This is a genomic window from Pantoea sp. E2023-21, assembly GCF_051302795.1.
Classification (GTDB): Bacteria; Pseudomonadota; Gammaproteobacteria; order Enterobacterales; family Enterobacteriaceae; genus Pantoea; species Pantoea ludwigii_A.
Genome location: NZ_CP195344.1, coordinates 1,439,583 through 1,454,448, shown reverse-complemented (window position 1 = coordinate 1,454,448; position 14,866 = coordinate 1,439,583). Strand labels below are relative to the sequence as shown.

Genomic DNA, 14,866 nt, shown 5'->3' with positions numbered 1-14,866 from the left:
GCATTCATCCCGAGCCAGAAGTCATGAGAAGGAGCATGGTATGACGAAACTGGAAATTTGTTGCTACGGCATCGACTGCGCAATGACTGCGCAGCTGTCCGGTGCCGATCGCGTGGAGCTGTGCAGCGCACCGCGCGAAGGTGGGTTGACGCCTTCAGCCGGCGTGCTGGAAGTGGCACGACGTGAAATTTCGATCCCGGTACATCCTATCGTCCGTCCACGCGGCGGCGATTTTTGTTACACCGACTATGAATTTGAGTCGATGAAATCCGATGTTGCGCTCATGCGTGAACTCGGCTTTCCTGGCTTGGTGATTGGCATGCTGGATGAAGATGCGCATGTCGATATGGTTCGTATGCAGCAGATTATGAAGCTGTGTGACGGCATGGACGTCACCTTCCATCGCGCCTTCGATTTATGCCACAGTCCAAAACGCTCACTTGAGGTGCTGGCTGATTTAGGCATCGCGCGTATCCTCACGTCTGGCCAGCAACAGAGCGCCGAAGCAGGAATTGCATTATTACGGGAACTAAATGAACACAGCACAGGTCCGATTATTATGGCCGGTGCGGGCGTGCGTTTGAGCAACATTCAGAAGTTCATCGACAGTGGATTGCAGGAAGTCCACAGCTCCGCCAGCCGTTTAGTCGCTTCGCCGATGCGCTACCGTAAAGCCGGTGTTTCAATGTGCTCCGAAGCGGAAACCGATGAATTCAGTCGTTATTGCGTTGATGGTGATGTCGTTGAAGCCATGAAAAGCATGACGCAGTTGAGCGCCGTACGGGTAGCCTGAATTCACCCCCGATTTTGCCGCGCAGCACGCCAGCTCAAATGACGTGATGTTTGCAAGTACCAACCCCAGTTACTCTAGCTGGGGTTCTTTTTATGTGTAATCTCCGTGGAGATAGCGTGATCGCGTAAATGATGCTTTGATTACGTTATGGCTTTATATGGATAACCTTCATGAAATCCTTCCCTTGTACCGTTTTAGTGCTGCTTCTGCCTTACTGCGGCGTCGCGCTGGCGGTCAGCAGCGCGTGTCCACCGCTGAGCCAAAATATCACCAGCAGTAATAACTGGATCATGCTGGGTGGCGATGCCAAAGGCGCGGTACGTCAGGTGGTGGCGGGCGAGTTCGGCAAAGATGTGAACTCGCAAAAACGCGTACTCGGCCAGTTTGATCAATGCGGCGATTTGATGGTGGCCGATATCTCCTACGACAAAAATGAAGGCAATGTCTTGCTGACAATGGAGCAGCATATTGCCCGCGTTCAGCGCGGCTGGGTGGCGGAATATGCTTACATGGTCAAAGTCATTAAAGCGGGTCAGGAACATGTGGTCGATAACCGTCAGGGCACCATCAGCTGGCAAATCGGCCAGCATGGCAACATTGTCAGTTCATCCGATAAATTCACCAGTATGGGTAACGAAGGCTTTACCGATACCACTTACCGCTATGACAAACAGTTCAGAGTGGAAAAAAGTGTGGCGCGCGGCAGCGATAGCATGACCAACGGTGAAAGCAGTTGGCGCTGGAATCCGCAAGGATTGGTAACCTCATCCACCAGCGCGCGCAGCAAAGACACTTACAGCTACGATAACCAATGGCGGGAACTGCGCTTGAATGGCACCTCGACCACGCCCGTCAGCACGCTGCGCTCGGTGGATGAATGCCAGCTATGGGATGAAGTGGGCAACTGTACGCTTAGCTATCTGCATGAAACCGAAGTGTTCGCCAAAGGCACCATTGAACGGCATCTCAGCTCGGCATATAAATACCAATACTGGGCGCCAGGCGAAACAGCCGGCCAGGATTAACGGTAAACGCAGCAACCTAACACTAAGGCAATGAACAAGGGCCGCGTAGTAAAGCTTCCAGCGCATGGATGTGCTGGCAGAGTCCACAATACGACGCCTTTACGCAGCGGCCCTTGTTCTTTGCCTGAAACGCACTGGACAAACATATGACACTTATCCTTTCATTCCTCTTCGCCATCACCATTCTTACGCTTACACCCGGCTTTGATACGGCATTAGTGCTGCGTTCCGCCGCTGCGCAAGGCTGGAGACGCGCCTCGGTAACGGCGCTTGGCGTCACGCTGGGTTGTCTGGTGTGGGGCGTTGCGGTGGGACTGGGTTTGGGCGCGCTGCTGCTGGCTTCGGAAATGGCTTATAACCTGCTCAAATGGGTCGGCGCGGCTTATTTGCTCTATCTCGGCGTCAAGCTGTTGATCAATCCGCGCACGCAGGCGGAAGAAGGCCAGCGCGCGCAGAGTAAAGAACAACGCTATTTCGCCTGTTTCACACGTGGGCTATTCGGCAACCTTTTAAATCCCAAAGTCGGCGTGTTCTACGTCACTTTCCTGCCGCAGTTCATTCCGGCAGGCGCGTCGGTGCCGCTGTGGTGTACGCTGATGGCGCTCACGCATATGGTGATTGGCTTAATGTGGAATGCAGTGCTGATTGGTGGCAGCCAGTACTTTGCGGCGCATTTACGTCGTCCAGCGGTACTGAAAGTGATGGATCGCCTGACTGGCTGTGTCTTTATTGGCTTTGCCGCGAAGCTGGCGCTGTCGCGGCGGTAAACATTACGGCTTGCGGGCTACCAGCACTGCGCGCAGCGGGGCAGGATACCCTTCAACGGTCTTACTGCTGTCATTCGGATCAAGGAACTCCGCCAACGATTCGCTGGTCATCCAACTGGTGCGTCGCTGCTCCTCCACCGACGTCACCGCGTAATCGGCGATGCGCACATCGACAAATCCGCACTTCTCCAGCCAGCTCTTCAGCGCTGCGGCAGAAGGGATAAAGTACACATTACGCATCTGCGCATAACGCTCACCCGGCACTAATACGGCGTTCTCATCGCCTTCAATCACCAGCGTCTCCAGCACCAGCTCACCGTCACTCACTAACTGATTTTTCAGCTGCATCAGATGATCGAGCGGCGAACGGCGATGATAAAGCACACCCATCGAAAACACGGTATCGAACGCTTGTAACGCTGGCAGTTGTTCAATGCCCAGCGGCAGCAAATGTGCACGACGATCGTCGCCTAACAGCTTACGCACCGCTTCGAACTGGCATAAAAACAGCTGCATCGGATCGATACCGACCACCAGCTTCGCGCCCGCGCCAATCATGCGCCACATGTGATAGCCGCTGCCACAACCGACATCCAGCACCGTGCGATGCTGCAACGGCGAAATGTGCGGCAACACGCGATCCCATTTCCAGTCAGAACGCCATTCGGTATCGATCTCGGTACCGTACAGCGAATAAGGGCCTTTGCGCCACGGCATCAAATTACGCAGCAAATTCTCAATGCCAAGGCGCTGACGATCGGTCAGATCCTCAACATCGGCGCTGACGCTGTGTACCAAATCCAGCTTCTGCGGCGTAAGCAGCGGCAGATAATCAACGGACTTCTCCCAATCGCGGAACTTGCCGTGCAGGTTCTCGCGCTGCCATGCGGCAACCTGCGCCGGTAACACTTCCAGCCAACTGGCGAGCGGGCCGGTGGCAATTTGCTGATAAAAACGGCCAAACTCAATCATTTCAACGCCACCAACGAACCAAAATTAAAGCACTGGAACCACAACTCCGCATGTTTGAAACCGGCGGTTTTCAAGCGCGCTTTATGCGCTTCAACGCTATCGGTCAACATCACGTTCTCCAGCATGCTGCGTTTCTGGCTGATCTCCAGCTCGCTGTAACCGTTAGCGCGTTTGAAATCGTGATGCATGTTAAACAGCAACTCACCCACTTCAGCATCTTCAAAACTAAACTTCTCCGACAACACCAGTGCGCCGCCCGGATTCAATCCGTTAACGATCTTCTTCAGCAGTTCCAGACGCGCCGGCGGCTCAAGGAATTGCAGGGTAAAATTCAGCACCACCATAGAGGCGTTCTCAATATGGATATCCTGAATATCCGCTTCGATCACCTGCACCGGCGTGTCCGCGCGGAAGGCATCGATGTGACGACGGCAGCGTTCCACCATCGCCGGGGAATTATCCACGGCAATTATCTGGCAGCCAGGCACATGAATATTGCGGCGCACCGACAGCGTAGCGGCACCGAGCGAACAGCCGAGATCGTAAACCTGGCTGTTGGGTTGCACAAAGCGTTCTGCCAGCATGCCAATCATCGAAATGATGTTGGAATAGCCCGGCACCGAGCGCTGAATCATATCGGGAAAAACTTCAGCTACGCGCTCGTCAAAGGTCCAGTCGCCCAGCTTATCGATGGGCGCGGAAAATAGCGTATCGCGATCAGACATAATGAAAGGTCCGGAGAGAAAATCGGAAAGGGCGCTATTTTGGCAGAAACGCGGGCAGGCTGCACCCTTTGCGTTGCGTCTAGAACAGGCTTGATTGCTGCGGCCAGTCGGGCAGATCGCGTAATGACGGCTCCAGCTGTTGCAACTGCGGCCACAACGCCTGAATCAGCGGAAACACCTCGCCCATATCCGGCGTATGAATAAACAGCAGCGGATCGCTATCCAGCTGCCACGCCTGCAGCTTGCTGTGCCACGGTTGGAACAGCGGCACGCTCTCCGCCACGCTATCGTTGCCAATGAAACGCACCATCGGTTGCGAACCGGTGCGCACCGCATGCGGCGGCACACGTGGCTTTTTCGCGCGCGCATCCACGGCAGCGGCGGTTTGCGAGGTGGAGGCATGCACCGGCCGGCTATCAAGAATGACCCGATTAACGCCGCGATCGCTTAGACCCCGATTCAGCGCGCGTTCAGCATCACCTTTGGCAAAAAACGCCTGATGCCGCACCTCAACGCCGTAGCGAAAATTGCGCGGCAAACTATCAAGAAAAGACCAGAGATCGCCAAGCTGGGCCGGTGAAAACGCCGCGGGAAGCTGTAGCCAATATTGACCGATGCGCGTGCTCAGCGGATCGAGCAGACGGAAAAACGCCGTCAGCAACTCATCGCAGTTCCGCAGGGCCGCCTTATGGCTGATGCTATCGGGAAACTTAAAGCAGAAACGGAAATCGTCGTGCGTCATATCACGCCAGCGCAGCACCACTTCCGGCTTCGGCAGCGCATACAAAGTGGTGTTGCCTTCAACACAACCAAACAGCTGCGCATAATCGGCCAGGGTCTCCAAACCGAACTGTTTCCATTGTGCATGCTGCCATTGCGGTAATCCTATGCGAAGTGTCAAACGCGAACTCCTGAATCCTTTAGGGGCGGGAAAGGGCGGCTTAATGTACCCTGTTTTGATGTCGGCAGGAAAAACAGCGCGATAAAGCATAATGTTTTGTCCGCTTTGATCTGGCTCCACTTATCCTGCCTGGGTTTTTCCATTATAATAGCCGCCTTTTTTGCGACAGCATCTCAGAAGGTTACGCGGCCTGATGTTGTCTGGCAGCAGCGGCGAAGTTAAAAGGATACGTTATGCGTACAGAATATTGCGGACAGCTCAATCTGTCTCACGTGGGTCAGCAAGTCACTCTCTGCGGCTGGGTAAATCGCCGTCGCGATCTCGGCAGCCTGATTTTTATCGATATGCGTGACCGTGAAGGTATCGCCCAGGTGTTCTTCGATGCCGATCGTCAGGACGCTTTCCAGCTGGCATCTGAGCTGCGTAACGAATTCTGTATCCAGATCACCGGCACCGTGCGTGCACGTGACGAAAAGAACAAAAACAGTGAGATGGCGACCGGCGAAGTGGAAGTGTTCGCCCATGAGCTGAACATCATCAACCGCGCTGAACCGCTGCCACTGGACTCTAACCAGGTCAACAGCGAAGAAGCGCGTCTGACTTATCGTTATCTGGACCTGCGTCGTCCGGAAATGGCTCAGCGTTTAAAAACCCGCGCTAAAATTACCAGCTTCGTGCGTCGCTTTATGGACGACCAGGGTTTCCTTGATATCGAAACGCCAATGCTGACCAAAGCTACGCCGGAAGGTGCGCGTGACTATCTGGTGCCAAGCCGCGTGCACAAAGGTAAATTTTACGCCTTGCCGCAGTCGCCACAGCTGTTCAAACAGCTGCTGATGATGTCGGGTTTTGACCGCTACTATCAGATCGTTAAGTGTTTCCGTGACGAAGACCTGCGTGCCGATCGTCAGCCAGAATTCACCCAGATCGATGTGGAAACCTCTTTCATGACCGCCGAGCAGGTGCGTGAAAAGATGGAACGTCTGATTCGTGAACTGTGGATCAACATCAAAGGTGTGGATCTCGGTGACTTCCCGCAGATGACCTTTGCGGAAGCAATGAACCGTTACGGTTCTGATAAGCCAGACCTGCGTAACCCAATGGAGCTGGTGGACGTTGCCGATCTGCTGAAAAACGTTGAGTTCCAGGTGTTTGCCGGTCCAGCCAATGACGCCAAAGGCCGTGTGGCGGCGCTGCGCGTACCGGGCGGTGCGGCGCTGACGCGTAAGCAAATTGACGAATACGGCAAATTTGTTGAAATCTACGGCGCGAAAGGCCTGGCGTGGATGAAGATCAACGAACGTGCCAAAGGTTTCGAAGGCGTACAGAGCCCGGTGGCCAAGTTCCTCAGCGCGGAAATCGTTGAAGACATTCTCAACCGCACTGGCGCACAAGATGGCGATCTGATCTTCTTCGGCGCTGATCGTGCCAAAGTGGTGGCCGATGCGCTGGGTGCGCTGCGTCTGAAAGTCGGCCGCGATCTGCAGATCACCGATGATAAAGCCTGGGCACCGCTGTGGGTGATTGACTTCCCTATGTTTGAAGAAGATGAAGAGGGCGGCCTGGCAGCGATGCACCATCCGTTCACCTCGCCGAAAAACCTGAGCGCCGAAGAGCTGGCAACCGATCCGGTGCAAGCGGTGGCAAATGCTTACGATATGGTGATTAACGGCTACGAAGTCGGTGGCGGTTCAGTGCGTATTCACAGCGGAAAAATGCAGCAGACGGTGTTCAGCATCCTCGGTATCACCGAAGAAGAGCAGCGTGAGAAGTTTGGCTTCCTGCTCGATGCGCTGAAATACGGCACGCCGCCGCATGCGGGCCTGGCGTTTGGTCTGGATCGTCTGACCATGCTGTTGACCGGTACCGATAACATCCGTGATGTGATTGCGTTCCCGAAAACCACCGCCGCGGCGTGCATGATGACCGAAGCACCAAGCGAAGCCAATCCAGCCGCGCTGCTGGACCTTGGGATTCTGGTGGCACCGAAGAAAGAAAAGTCAGAGAACAAGTAATGGGCTTTAAACATCCGGTCTCGGTGCTGGTGGTGATTTTTGCGCGAGATACCGGCCGGGTGTTAATGCTGCAGCGACGTGATGACGACAGCTTCTGGCAATCGGTCACGGGCAGCCTGGAAGCGGGCGAAACCCCGCGCCAGGCGGCTCAGCGCGAAGTGTTAGAAGAACTCGCCATCGATATTGCGAACGAAAAGTTAATGCTGGATGATTGCCACAAACAAATCGAGTTTGAGATCTTCCCGCACTATCGCCATCGTTACGCACCGGGTATCACGCACAACCGCGAGCACTGGTTCAGGTTGGCCTTACCTGCCGAGCGCGACCTGCTGCTCACCGAGCATCTTGCCGCGCGCTGGCTCGATCCCGCCGCTGCCGCAGCCCTCACCAAGTCCTGGAGTAACCGCCAGGCAATTGAAGAATTTATCTGAATGCTCGTCGCCACGCGTTATTTCTGCGGCGGTTCAGCTAAATTCGATGAATCCGACGAAGCGATTCCTTCGTCCTTTAAACCTGGTGCAGGATAGTGAATCCTGCACCGCTAAAATTGAACAGTCGGGCGTAATCGTCGCAGCGAGGTCGGTTACCGCCAGCGCACAGCAACCGGAGCGTACTTTGGTACGTGAGGATTGCGAGCACTGCCGGGAGCCGAGATCGCAAGTAAGATAGCCCGTGCGATTGATAAGATCGGAGAGTATGCAAGATGGCTGGACACAGTAAATGGGCAAACACCAAGCACCGCAAGGCTGCTCAGGACGCTAAGCGCGGTAAGATCTTCACCAAAATCATTCGTGAGCTGGTCACCGCCGCGAAACTGGGTGGCGGCGATGCCGGTTCTAACCCGCGTCTGCGCGCCGCGATGGACAAAGCCCTGTCCAACAATATGACGCGTGACACCATGAACCGTGCGATTGCACGTGGCGTGGGCGGTGAAGATGACTCCAACATGGAAACCATCATTTATGAAGGTTACGGTCCGGGCGGCTCGGCGGTTATGATTGAGTGCCTGAGCGACAACCGTAATCGCACCGTGGGCGAAGTGCGTCATGCCTTCACCAAAACCGGCGGCAACCTCGGTACTGACGGTTCGGTTTCTTACCTGTTCAGCAAGAAGGGCGTTATCTCCTTCGCACCCGGTCAGGACGAAGATGCGGTTATGGAAGCAGCGCTGGAAGCCGGTGCCGAAGACGTTGTGGCCTATGACGACGGCGCGATTGATGTCTTCACCGCGTGGGAAGAAATGGGTGCGGTGCGTGATGCGCTGGAAGCGGGCGGTCTGAAGGCGGACACTGCTGAAGTCTCGATGATCCCTTCAACCAAAGCCGAAATGGATGCCGAAACCGCGCCTAAATTATTGCGCCTGATCGACATGCTGGAAGATTGCGACGACGTGCAGGAAGTTTACCATAACGGTGAAATCTCTGATGAGATCGCAGAAACGCTGTAATGGCGTTGCTTAAAACCCCACTCACCGGAGACGCGCTGTGGCGATAATTCTCGGGATCGATCCCGGCTCACGCGTCACCGGTTATGGTGTCATCCGCCAAACCGGCCGCCAGCTCACCTATCTGGGCAGCGGCTGTATCCGCACCAGCGTTACCGATCTGCCGACACGCCTCAAACTGATTTACGCGGGCGTCAGTGAAATCATCACGCAATTCTCACCCGACTACTTCGCTATCGAACAGGTATTTATGGCGAAAAATGCTGACTCAGCACTTAAGCTGGGCCAGGCGCGCGGGGCGGCGATTGTCGCGGCGGTGAATCATGATTTGCCAGTGTTTGAATACGCGGCGCGACAGGTGAAGCAAACCGTCACTGGCACCGGCGGTGCAGAGAAAAGTCAGGTTCAGCATATGGTACGCACCTTGCTCAAACTGCCAGCTAATCCGCAAGCCGATGCCGCCGATGCGCTGGCCATTGCCATCACGCATTGTCATATGAGCCAGAATGCGGCGCGTATTAGCGATACAAAATTGGTGATGACGCGCGGTCGTATGCGATCGGGTTAGCGTAAACGAAAGGCGACATGAGGCTGGATATTCATCCAGCCTTTTTTATGGTATATAAACAGGCTTACTTATCAGATTAAGGAATTGCTCAGGTGATTGGTCGTTTACGAGGCAACATTCTGGAAAAACAGCCGCCGCTGGTGTTGATTGAGGCGCACGGTGTCGGTTATGAAGTGCATATGCCAATGACCTGCTTTTACGAGCTGCCAGAAATCAATCAGGAAGCGATCATCTTCACCCAGTTTGTGGTGCGTGAAGATGCGCAGTTACTATTCGGCTTTAATAACAAGCAGGAACGCACGCTGTTCCGCGAACTGGTAAAAGTGAATGGCGTGGGACCGAAACTGGCGCTGGCGATTCTGTCCGGTATGTCGGCACAGCAGTTTGTGACCGCCGTTGAGCGACAAGAGATTGCCTCCCTGATCAAACTGCCGGGCGTGGGTAAAAAAACCGCCGAGCGTTTAATTGTGGAAATGAAAGACCGCTTCATCGGCATGCACGGCGATCTGTTTGGTGGTGATTCAACCTTTACGTTGACCACGCCTTCCGCTGCGCAGGACAATAACGATGCCGAAGCCGAAGCGGTTTCAGCGCTGGTGGCTCTCGGCTATAAACCGCAGGAAGCCAGCCGTATGATCAGCAAAGTCGGCAAACCGGATGCGGATTGCGAAACCCTGATTCGTGAAGCCCTGCGTGCAGCTATTTGAGGTAAAGCATGATTGAAGCCGATCGCCTGGTCTCGGGCAGTTCCTTTAATGAAGAAGAAACGCTCGACCGTGCCATTCGACCAAAGCTGCTAACGGAATATGTTGGCCAGCCGCAGGTGCGTGAGCAAATGGAGATTTTCATCCAGGCCGCGAAACTGCGTGGCGATGCACTCGATCATCTGCTGATTTTTGGCCCGCCGGGATTGGGTAAAACCACCCTAGCCAACATCGTCGCGAATGAAATGGGCGTTAATCTGCGTACGACATCGGGGCCGGTGCTGGAAAAAGCGGGCGATCTGGCGGCGATGCTCACCAATCTTGAACCTCACGATGTGCTGTTTATCGATGAGATCCACCGCCTGTCGCCAGTGGTGGAAGAAGTGTTGTATCCGGCGATGGAAGATTATCAGCTGGATATCATGATCGGTGAAGGCCCTGCTGCACGTTCGATTAAACTCGATCTGCCGCCGTTTACCCTGATTGGGGCCACAACGCGCGCCGGTTCGTTAACTTCGCCGCTGCGCGACCGCTTCGGCATCGTGCAGCGCCTTGAATTCTATAACGTGCCCGATCTGCAGCATATCGTTGGTCGCAGCGCGGCTTGTCTTGGCCTGGCGCTGAGTGAAGAGGGCGCGTTAGAAATAGCGCGTCGTGCGCGCGGTACGCCGCGTATCGCTAACCGCCTGCTGCGTCGCGTACGTGACTTTGCTGAAGTGCGCGCCAATGGCAACCTGAGCGGCGAAGTGTCAGCCAGCGCGCTCGATATGCTGAATGTCGACAGCCAGGGTTTTGATTATATGGACCGTAAGCTGCTGCTGGCGATCATTGATAAATTTTCGGGTGGTCCGGTGGGTTTGGATAACCTGGCTGCGGCGATTGGCGAAGAGCGGGAAACGATCGAGGATGTGATTGAACCCTTCCTGATTCAGCAAGGATTCATTCAACGTACACCGCGCGGCCGAATGGCAACGCAGCATGCTTACAAACACTTCGGCATAAGTCGCGAAGAGTAAACCGGCGTTATGCCGCCGGTTTTTTTGCCATGCTGATGATGAACAGCACCGCGGCGCATAACACCACCGAAGGACCGGCAGGCGTATCATAGGTGGCCGAGAAGGTGAGTCCGCCGGTCACCGCGATCACACCTGCAATCACCGCTATCCCCGCCATTTGCTCCGGTGAGCGCGAGAAACGACGCGCAGTCGCCGCCGGAATAATCAGCAGTGACGTAATAATCAATGCGCCGACGAACTTCATCGCTACGCCGATAGTTAATGCGGTCACCAGCATCAGCATCAAACGGGTACGTTGAATGTTGACGCCATCCACCTGCGCCAGTTCCGGACTGATGGTCATCGACAACAATGAATTCCATTGCCACGCCATCACGGCCAGCACAATCGCCACGCCGCCGCCCATCATCCATAAGTCATCGGGCGTCACCGCCAGCAGATCGCCAAACAGGTAAGCCATCAGATCGACGCGCACGCCTTGCATCAGACTGACGACCACCAAACCCAGCGACAGCGCGCTGTGCGCCATAATGCCGAGCAGCGTATCGATGGCCAGATGCGGACGACGCTCAAGCCATACTAATCCCAACGCCAGACACACGGTCACCAGAATCACCGCGTAATAGGGATTCACGTTGAGCAGTAACCCAAATGCCACACCCAGCAATGATGCATGGGCAAGGGTATCGCCGAAATAGGACATGCGGCGCCAAACTACAAATGAGCCGAGCGGGCCGGCTGCCAGCGCCAGCAAGACGCCGCCTAGCCAGCCAGGTAATAACAGTTCAATCATGACGGGCCATTTCCTTTGCGCAGAACAATGCGTCCCTGTAAATCGTGACGGTGATTATGATGGTGACGATAAATTGCCAACTGTTGCGCGCCACGCGGGCCAAACATCGCAATGAACTCTGGATGTTGTGACACCGCTTCCGGCGTGCCGGAGCAGCAAATGTGATGGTTGAGGCACAGCACTTCGTCGGTTTTCGCCATCACCAGATGCAGGTCATGCGAAACCATCAGCACGCCGCAGTTCAATTCACGCCGTAATTGGTCGATCAAATCATACAATGCGACCTGACCATTGACGTCAACACCCTGCGTCGGTTCGTCCAGCACCAGCAGCTGCGGCTGATTTAGCAACGCTCGCGCCAGCAAAACACGTTGTGTTTCACCGCCCGAAAGTTTTTGCAGTGTTGCGTTGAGCAAATGTCCGGCTTGAACGCGTTTTAACGCTGGCAAAATGCCATCGCGTTGGGTGCCGCGCGACAGTCGCATAAAGCGCTCAACGGTGATCGGCAAAGTTGGGTCGATGTGCAGCTTTTGCGGCACATAACCGATACGTAAATCAGCGGCTCGTTTGACACTGCCGCTGGTGGGTTTGAGCAGCCCCAGCACTGCGCGAACCAGCGTGGATTTGCCAGCGCCATTCGGGCCGAGCAGCGTGAGAATTTTTCCCGGTTCTAGCGAGAGGCTAATGCCTGCAAGCACCGGACGCTGGGAGAATTTCACAGAAACGTTTTCAAGAGTAACAAGTGGCGACATGATATTTACGGGTTGCATAGAATTTCGAATGTTATAATATCACATTCCATCAACGGGTCACGATGGAATGACGTATTATGTTACACAATAAAAAGCGCCTTATTTTTACCCTTACTGCTGCGGCAATGGCCGCTACCAGCGCATTACCCGCGCACTCTGCGGTAGTCGCGTCAATCAAACCTCTCGGATTTATCGCAGCGGCTATCGCTGATGGCATTACACCGGTTGAAGTATTACTCCCTGATGGCGCATCAGAACATGATTATGCCTTACGTCCTTCTGATGTAAAACGTATTAAAAACGCAGACTTAGTGGTGTGGACCGGACCAGAAATGGAAGCCTTTCTCACCAAGTCCGCAGCGGAGTTACCCGCTAACAAAAACCTCGAAATTGCTGCATTGCCAGGCATAAAACCGCTTTTGATTAATGGCGATGATGACGACGAAGAACATGAGCACGGTCACGATCATGAACATGACTCAGAAAATTCCGAAGACCAGGACGCGTCTCATGCGCACCATCACCACGGACAGTTTAATATGCACCTGTGGATGTCCCCTGACATGGCCTTACAATCTGCGGTTGCAATCCATGGAAAATTATTGGAACTTATGCCGCAAAGCAAAGCCAAACTTGACGCTAATCTGCAGGAATTTAAAGCAGAATTAGCCGATGCAGACAAACACATCGGCGCGCAACTCGCGCCTGTGCGGAACAAGGGTTATTTCGTTTTTCACGACGCTTACAGCTACTTTGAAAAACATTACGGTTTGTCACCATTAGGTCATTTCACCGTCAATCCTGAGATCCAACCAGGCGCCCAGCGTTTACATCAAATACGAACACAGTTGGTTGAGCAGAAAGCCGTATGCGTTTTCGCTGAACCACAATTCAGACCGGCCGTCATCGATGCCGTGTCCCGTGGAACCACCGTGCGTAAAGGCACGTTAGATCCGTTGGGTATGGACATCAGCTTATCCAAAGATAGCTACGTGAAATTTCTTTCACAGCTGTCGAGCCAGTATGCGAGCTGCCTGAATGGAGCATGAGGAATAAGTAAAAGTGCAGCAGATAGCCCGCTCTGTCGCCCTCGCATTTAATAATTTGCCGCGTCCCCACCGCGTTATGCTGGGTTCATTAACCGTTGTCACGTTGGCCGTCGCAGTCTGGCGGCCTTACGTCTATCATCCCCGTGATGTAGCGCCCATCGTGAAAACGATCGCGTTGGACAAAGACGAACTGCGCACGCTGTTGCCAGAGGCCAGCGAGCCAATTGACCAGACTACTGAAGAACCGGCAGATGATATTCCTGCTGACGACATCGATAAAGACGTCCCAGACAATCCAAACATACACGATTACACCGTCTCTTCCGGCGATACGCTGAGCAGCGCGTTAAATCAGTACGGCATTGAGATGGGCGATATCAACGCGCTGGTCAGCAGTGATAAAGATCTGCGTAATATGCGCGTCGGCCAGCAACTCAGCTGGACGCTAGATGCGGATGGTCAACTACAGACTTTCAGCTGGGAAATCGATCGCCGTGAGACCCGTACTTATCAGCGCGCTGATAACGGCAGCTTTAAGATGCAGCAAGAGTTGCAAAAGGGTGAATGGCAGAACAGTGTGCTGAAAGGCGAAGTACGTGGCAGCTTTGCCGCCAGCGCCCAGCGTGCCGGCCTCAATAGCGCCGAAACCAGCAACGTGATTAAAGCGATGCAGTGGCAGATGGACTTTCGAAAACTGCGCGCCGGCGATGATTTTAGTGTGCTGATGTCACGTGAAATGCTCGACGGTAAAAGTGCCCAAAGCCAACTGCTGGGTGTACGTCTGCGCACCGGCGGCAAAGATTATTACGCTTTCCGTGCGGAAGACGGCAAATTCTACGATCGCAATGCGTCAGGATTAGCGCGTGGTTTCATGCGTTTCCCAACGGTTAAGCAGTATCGCGTCTCCTCTAACTTTAATCCGCGCCGTCTCAACCCGGTGACCGGGCGCATTGCACCACATAAAGGTGTCGACTTCGCGCTGCCGATTGGGACGCCGGTGTTGGCGGTTGGCGATGGTGAAGTGGTCATGGCGAAGAACGGCGGCGCTGCCGGTAACTATGTGGCAATTCGTCACGGTCGTCAGTATATGACGCGCTACATGCACCTGAGTAAAGCACTGGTGAAACCAGGACAAAAAGTGAAACGCGGCGATCGCATCGCGTTGTCGGGCAACACCGGACGTTCAACCGGTCCGCATCTGCATTATGAAGTGTGGATCAACAACCAGGCGGTGAATCCATTGACGGCGAAACTGCCGCGCATGGAAGGGCTGACCGGTAAAGATCGCAGCACTTACATGGCGCAAGTAAAAACATGGTTGCCGCAGTTGACGTTGAAATAA

Annotated in this window: 16 protein-coding genes; 11 read left to right on the top strand and 5 right to left on the bottom strand. The window is 54.4% G+C overall.

Annotated elements, in window-relative coordinates; translation table 11 throughout:
- Positions 1-40: 40 nt before the first annotated feature.
- The 3 genes from cutC (at position 41) to ACRQ84_RS06915 (ending at position 2,585) form a co-directional block, all read left to right on the top strand.
- On the top strand, positions 41-793 hold the full coding sequence (gene cutC / locus ACRQ84_RS06925; protein WP_483817566.1) for a copper homeostasis protein CutC: 753 nt from the start codon (positions 41-43) through the stop codon (positions 791-793).
- A gap of 170 nt (positions 794-963) precedes the next feature.
- Positions 964-1,818, top strand: a complete 855-nt coding sequence (locus tag ACRQ84_RS06920; RefSeq protein WP_483817565.1) for a hypothetical protein — start codon at positions 964-966, stop codon at positions 1,816-1,818.
- Between the two features lie 146 nt (positions 1,819-1,964).
- The gene (locus ACRQ84_RS06915) at positions 1,965-2,585 is read left to right on the top strand and encodes a LysE family translocator (RefSeq protein ID WP_483817564.1); all 621 of its coding nucleotides are present in this window, start codon (positions 1,965-1,967) and stop codon (positions 2,583-2,585) included.
- Between the two features lie 3 nt (positions 2,586-2,588).
- Here ACRQ84_RS06915 and cmoB read toward each other — a convergent pair whose 3' ends face one another.
- The 3 genes from cmoB to ACRQ84_RS06900 all read right to left on the bottom strand — a co-directional run bounded on the left by cmoB (position 2,589) and on the right by ACRQ84_RS06900 (position 5,183).
- Complete coding sequence (cmoB, locus tag ACRQ84_RS06910; RefSeq protein WP_483817563.1) at positions 2,589-3,557, bottom strand: tRNA 5-methoxyuridine(34)/uridine 5-oxyacetic acid(34) synthase CmoB; 969 nt, start codon at positions 3,555-3,557, stop codon at positions 2,589-2,591.
- Positions 3,554-4,282: a carboxy-S-adenosyl-L-methionine synthase CmoA gene (gene cmoA / locus ACRQ84_RS06905; RefSeq protein ID WP_483817562.1), complete on the bottom strand. Its 729-nt coding sequence runs from the start codon at positions 4,280-4,282 to the stop codon at positions 3,554-3,556. Before cmoA ends, cmoB begins: the two co-directional genes overlap by 4 nt.
- A 79-nt stretch (positions 4,283-4,361) precedes the next feature.
- Positions 4,362-5,183 carry a DUF72 domain-containing protein gene (locus ACRQ84_RS06900; RefSeq protein WP_483817561.1) on the bottom strand — a complete coding sequence of 274 codons (822 nt, stop codon included), beginning with the start codon at positions 5,181-5,183 and terminating at the stop codon, positions 4,362-4,364.
- A 233-nt stretch (positions 5,184-5,416) separates the two neighbouring features.
- Here ACRQ84_RS06900 and aspS point away from each other — a divergent pair, with 233 nt between their 5' ends.
- The 6 genes from aspS to ruvB all read left to right on the top strand — a co-directional run bounded on the left by aspS (position 5,417) and on the right by ruvB (position 10,930).
- Positions 5,417-7,198 (top strand): aspartate--tRNA ligase, encoded by a 1,782-nt coding sequence (gene aspS / locus ACRQ84_RS06895; protein WP_483817560.1) that lies wholly within the window; start codon positions 5,417-5,419, stop codon positions 7,196-7,198.
- Positions 7,198-7,629, top strand: a complete 432-nt coding sequence (nudB, locus tag ACRQ84_RS06890) for a dihydroneopterin triphosphate diphosphatase (RefSeq protein ID WP_483817559.1) — start codon at positions 7,198-7,200, stop codon at positions 7,627-7,629. The genes aspS and nudB overlap by 1 nt, the downstream gene beginning before the upstream one ends.
- A gap of 272 nt (positions 7,630-7,901) precedes the next feature.
- Positions 7,902-8,645, top strand: coding sequence for a YebC/PmpR family DNA-binding transcriptional regulator (locus ACRQ84_RS06885; RefSeq protein ID WP_483817558.1), 744 nt, complete (start codon positions 7,902-7,904; stop codon positions 8,643-8,645).
- A gap of 37 nt (positions 8,646-8,682) precedes the next feature.
- Positions 8,683-9,210: a crossover junction endodeoxyribonuclease RuvC gene (ruvC, locus tag ACRQ84_RS06880; RefSeq protein ID WP_008110486.1), complete on the top strand. Its 528-nt coding sequence runs from the start codon at positions 8,683-8,685 to the stop codon at positions 9,208-9,210.
- Between the two features lie 92 nt (positions 9,211-9,302).
- Complete coding sequence (gene ruvA / locus ACRQ84_RS06875; RefSeq protein WP_007889559.1) at positions 9,303-9,917, top strand: Holliday junction branch migration protein RuvA; 615 nt, start codon at positions 9,303-9,305, stop codon at positions 9,915-9,917.
- Positions 9,918-9,925: 8 nt separating this feature from the next.
- Positions 9,926-10,930: a Holliday junction branch migration DNA helicase RuvB gene (gene ruvB, locus ACRQ84_RS06870; RefSeq protein WP_007889560.1), complete on the top strand. Its 1,005-nt coding sequence runs from the start codon at positions 9,926-9,928 to the stop codon at positions 10,928-10,930.
- Positions 10,931-10,937: 7 nt separating this feature from the next.
- On the opposite strand, the gene znuB is transcribed toward ruvB, so the two are convergent.
- Positions 10,938-11,723, bottom strand: a complete 786-nt coding sequence (gene znuB / locus ACRQ84_RS06865; RefSeq protein WP_064738919.1) for a zinc ABC transporter permease subunit ZnuB — start codon at positions 11,721-11,723, stop codon at positions 10,938-10,940.
- Entirely contained in the window at positions 11,720-12,475 is a 756-nt protein-coding gene (gene znuC / locus ACRQ84_RS06860) for a zinc ABC transporter ATP-binding protein ZnuC (protein ID WP_483817557.1), read from the bottom strand. Before znuC ends, znuB begins: the two co-directional genes overlap by 4 nt.
- 77 nt (positions 12,476-12,552) lie before the next feature.
- On the opposite strand from znuC, the gene znuA reads away from it, so the two are divergent.
- Both znuA and mepM read left to right on the top strand, forming a co-directional pair.
- Positions 12,553-13,524, top strand: coding sequence for a zinc ABC transporter substrate-binding protein ZnuA (znuA, locus tag ACRQ84_RS06855; protein ID WP_064738918.1), 972 nt, complete (start codon positions 12,553-12,555; stop codon positions 13,522-13,524).
- Between the two features lie 13 nt (positions 13,525-13,537).
- Positions 13,538-14,866 (top strand): murein DD-endopeptidase MepM, encoded by a 1,329-nt coding sequence (gene mepM, locus ACRQ84_RS06850; protein WP_064738917.1) that lies wholly within the window; start codon positions 13,538-13,540, stop codon positions 14,864-14,866.

Bases quoted from the DNA above. Each gene is read 5' to 3' on its own strand.
- znuA (WP_064738918.1), top strand. From the start codon at position 12,553: ATGTTACACAATAAAAAGCGCCTTATTTTTACCCTTACTGCTGCGGCA.
- cmoA (WP_483817562.1), bottom strand. From the start codon at position 4,282: ATGTCTGATCGCGATACGCTATTTTCCGCGCCCATCGATAAGCTGGGC.
- znuC (WP_483817557.1), bottom strand. From the start codon at position 12,475: ATGTCGCCACTTGTTACTCTTGAAAACGTTTCTGTGAAATTCTCCCAG.
- cmoB (WP_483817563.1), bottom strand. From the start codon at position 3,557: ATGATTGAGTTTGGCCGTTTTTATCAGCAAATTGCCACCGGCCCGCTC.
- ACRQ84_RS06885 (WP_483817558.1), top strand. From the start codon at position 7,902: ATGGCTGGACACAGTAAATGGGCAAACACCAAGCACCGCAAGGCTGCT.
- aspS (WP_483817560.1), top strand. From the start codon at position 5,417: ATGCGTACAGAATATTGCGGACAGCTCAATCTGTCTCACGTGGGTCAG.
- cutC (WP_483817566.1), top strand. From the start codon at position 41: ATGACGAAACTGGAAATTTGTTGCTACGGCATCGACTGCGCAATGACT.
- ACRQ84_RS06920 (WP_483817565.1), top strand. From the start codon at position 964: ATGAAATCCTTCCCTTGTACCGTTTTAGTGCTGCTTCTGCCTTACTGC.
- nudB (WP_483817559.1), top strand. From the start codon at position 7,198: ATGGGCTTTAAACATCCGGTCTCGGTGCTGGTGGTGATTTTTGCGCGA.
- ruvB (WP_007889560.1), top strand. From the start codon at position 9,926: ATGATTGAAGCCGATCGCCTGGTCTCGGGCAGTTCCTTTAATGAAGAA.
- ACRQ84_RS06915 (WP_483817564.1), top strand. From the start codon at position 1,965: ATGACACTTATCCTTTCATTCCTCTTCGCCATCACCATTCTTACGCTT.
- znuB (WP_064738919.1), bottom strand. From the start codon at position 11,723: ATGATTGAACTGTTATTACCTGGCTGGCTAGGCGGCGTCTTGCTGGCG.